The sequence below is a fragment of the Pseudomonas sp. BE134 genome, assembly GCF_031456105.1.
Taxonomy (GTDB): Bacteria; Pseudomonadota; Gammaproteobacteria; order Pseudomonadales; family Pseudomonadaceae; genus Aquipseudomonas.
In genome coordinates, this window is record NZ_JAVDUA010000065.1 from 1 (window position 1) to 2,540 (window position 2,540).

The window sequence follows — 2,540 nt, forward strand, 5'->3', positions numbered from 1 at the left end:
GTAAGGGATCCATGAACCCCACATTCAAAGCCGCCTATTAAAGTCTGATGCTGTGCTCTCGATTTCTTTCCGGAGCCAGCCCGTCATGATGCGACCCGACACCAAAGTCGAAAAAGTGTACCTCTACCCCAAGCCTGTCGACTTCCGTAAATCCATCGACGGTCTGGCCGCCCTGGTCGAGCTGGATATTAAAGTTGCCGTCTTCGACCCGGTGCTTTTCGTATTTCTGAATCGCCACCGTAACCGAGTGAAGATCCTCTATTGGGAGCGCAACGGCTTCTGTCTTTGGCTCAAACGCCTGGAGTCCGAGCGGTTCAAAACGTCGCCTGACGCCACCGACGAAGCTATCGTATTGAGCGTCCAGGAGCTGACCTGGCTGCTCGACGGTTTTGATCTCTGGCGCAACCGTCCGCATCAGGTTCTGACTCCACGTTTCGTGGCTTAAGCCGGTATAATCCGGGCATGACTTTCATGCCCGACGACCTTCCAGACGATCCTGTTTTGCTCAAGCAAATGTTGCTTGAGGCATTCAGTCGTCAAGAGGAAGTGGCTAAGTCCTACCAAACCCACATCGTCGATTTGAAAGAACAGATCAAGTTGCTGCGCGACCGTCTGTTTGGACGTAAATCCGAACAGACAGTTGAGCCCAACACGCCGCAACTGGCTCTTTTCAATGAGCCAGAAAGCGAACCGATATCTCTCATCGTCGATATCGAAGAAGAAGTCGTTGCACCGACCCCGCGCCGTGGCAAACGCAAACCATTGTCGGCTGACCTGCCGCGTATCGAAGTCATCCACGAACTGCCTGAACACGAACTGACCTGTGCCTGCGGTTGCCGCAAACACGCCATCGGTGAAGAAACCAGCGAGCAACTGGACATCGTGCCAATGCAGATCCGGGTGATCAAACATATCCGCAAAGTTTACGGTTGCCGCGGTTGTGAAGCGGCTCCAGTCACCGCCGACAAACCCGCTCAGTTGATTGAAAAGAGCATGGCCAGCCCGAGTGTGTTGGCGATGCTGTTGACCACCAAGTATGTCGATGGCTTGCCGCTGCATCGTTTCGAGACGGTATTGAGCCGACACGGTATCGATATCCCACGTCAGACCCTGGCACGCTGGGTTATCCAGTGCGGTGAGCATTTGCAGCCGCTGCTGAATTTGATGCGCGACCGCTTACTGGAAAGTCCAGTCATCCACTGTGATGAGACTCGCGTCCAGGTACTCAAAGAACCGGATCGAGATCCAACCAGCCAGTCCTGGATGTGGGTGCAGGCCAGCGGCCCGCCGGATCGAAAAGTCGTGCTATTCGACTATACGTCCAGCCGTGCGCAGGAAGTGCCGCTACGGCTGCTGGAAAGTTATCGCGGCTACGTGATGACCGACGATTACGCAGGTTATAACGCGTTGGCGTTGCAACCGGGCGTGGAGCGCCTGGCGTGCATGGCCCATGCGCGGCGCAAGTTTGTTGAGGCGCAAAAAGTGCAGCCCAAGGGCAAGATGGGGCGCGCCGATATGGCGGTGACCATGATTAACAAGTTGTATGGCATCGAGCGCGAACTCAAGGACGTCAGCGATGAACAGCGTTTTATTGGCCGTCAGGAAAAGAGCCTGCCGATTCTGGGCCAGTTAAAAAGTTGGCTGGAGAAAACGCAGCCACAGGTGACGCCCCAAAGTGTGCTGGGCAAGGCCGTGAATTATCTGGCCAGCAACTGGAGCCGGCTGGAGCGTTATGTGGAAGCCGGTTTTTTACCAATCGACAACAATGCCGCCGAAAGAGCGATAAAACCTTTTGTGATCGGTCGTAAGGCGTGGCTGTTCAGCGACACGCCCAAAGGCGCTACCGCCAGCGCTCAGATCTACAGCTTGGTGGAGACCGCCAAGGTCAACGGCCAAGAGCCTTATACGTGGCTACGCCATGTACTGGAGCAGTTGCCGCACGCGCAGTCGGTGGCAGACTATGAAGCACTGCTGCCGTGGAATTGCTCGCCAGAGATACCACGTTAAATCTGCCCCCTATTGAGGGAGGATCGAATCGTACGCTCGGGAGAGCTCTGGATGTCCTTGGTGTACCGCCAAAATCCACCAACACGTAAAAGACTCGGGACGTTTTTAGAGCCTCCGGCCGCCATGAAAACCTTAGCGTCCGCCCCCCGGTACAAAAAAAGTCCTACCCCTGGTACAGGATCAAAGTGGCTCAAATGAGCCCAGACAGGGCGAAACTCTGCATTTATGTGGCTTTGATAGGGCTTTGTTGTGCCACAGAAATAGCCGGGCCTTTGCATTTTTCTGCCATCTAAACCGGAAGTGACTATTTATGTGGCACAACAAAGCCATAACAAAGCCGCAACAAAGCCACCTCAATGCCACATGTGCCTAAGCCAAGGGCCCTATGCGTGGCTGCGCCACGCACTTGAACGCCTGCCACAGGTAATCTCGGTTGAAGATTGCGAAGCCTTGATCCCTTGGAGCTGCTCGCTTACATCGCCTCGCTAAGCGCGCCGCCTATTTTGAATGGGTGGGGTTCATGGAGCGCTTAC

Annotated in this window: 2 protein-coding genes and 1 pseudogene; all 3 read left to right on the plus strand. The window is 55.0% G+C overall.

All coding sequences use genetic code 11. From position 1 onward, the window contains the following. Positions 1-85: 85 nt before the first annotated feature. Positions 86-445, plus strand: a complete 360-nt coding sequence (gene tnpB, locus J2Y56_RS28320; RefSeq protein ID WP_310354113.1) for an IS66 family insertion sequence element accessory protein TnpB — start codon at positions 86-88, stop codon at positions 443-445. A 17-nt stretch (positions 446-462) separates the two neighbouring features. Beyond that, entirely contained in the window at positions 463-2,007 is a 1,545-nt protein-coding gene (gene tnpC / locus J2Y56_RS28325) for an IS66 family transposase (protein WP_310354115.1), read from the plus strand. Between the two features lie 375 nt (positions 2,008-2,382). After that, a pseudogene (locus J2Y56_RS28620) lies at positions 2,383-2,496 on the plus strand (transposase domain-containing protein); the annotation flags it as partial. Positions 2,497-2,540: the final 44 nt, after the last annotated feature.

Coding starts and splice junctions, on each gene's coding strand:
- tnpB (WP_310354113.1), top strand. CDS start 86: ATGATGCGACCCGACACCAAAGTCGAAAAAGTGTACCTCTACCCCAAG.
- tnpC (WP_310354115.1), top strand. CDS start 463: ATGACTTTCATGCCCGACGACCTTCCAGACGATCCTGTTTTGCTCAAG.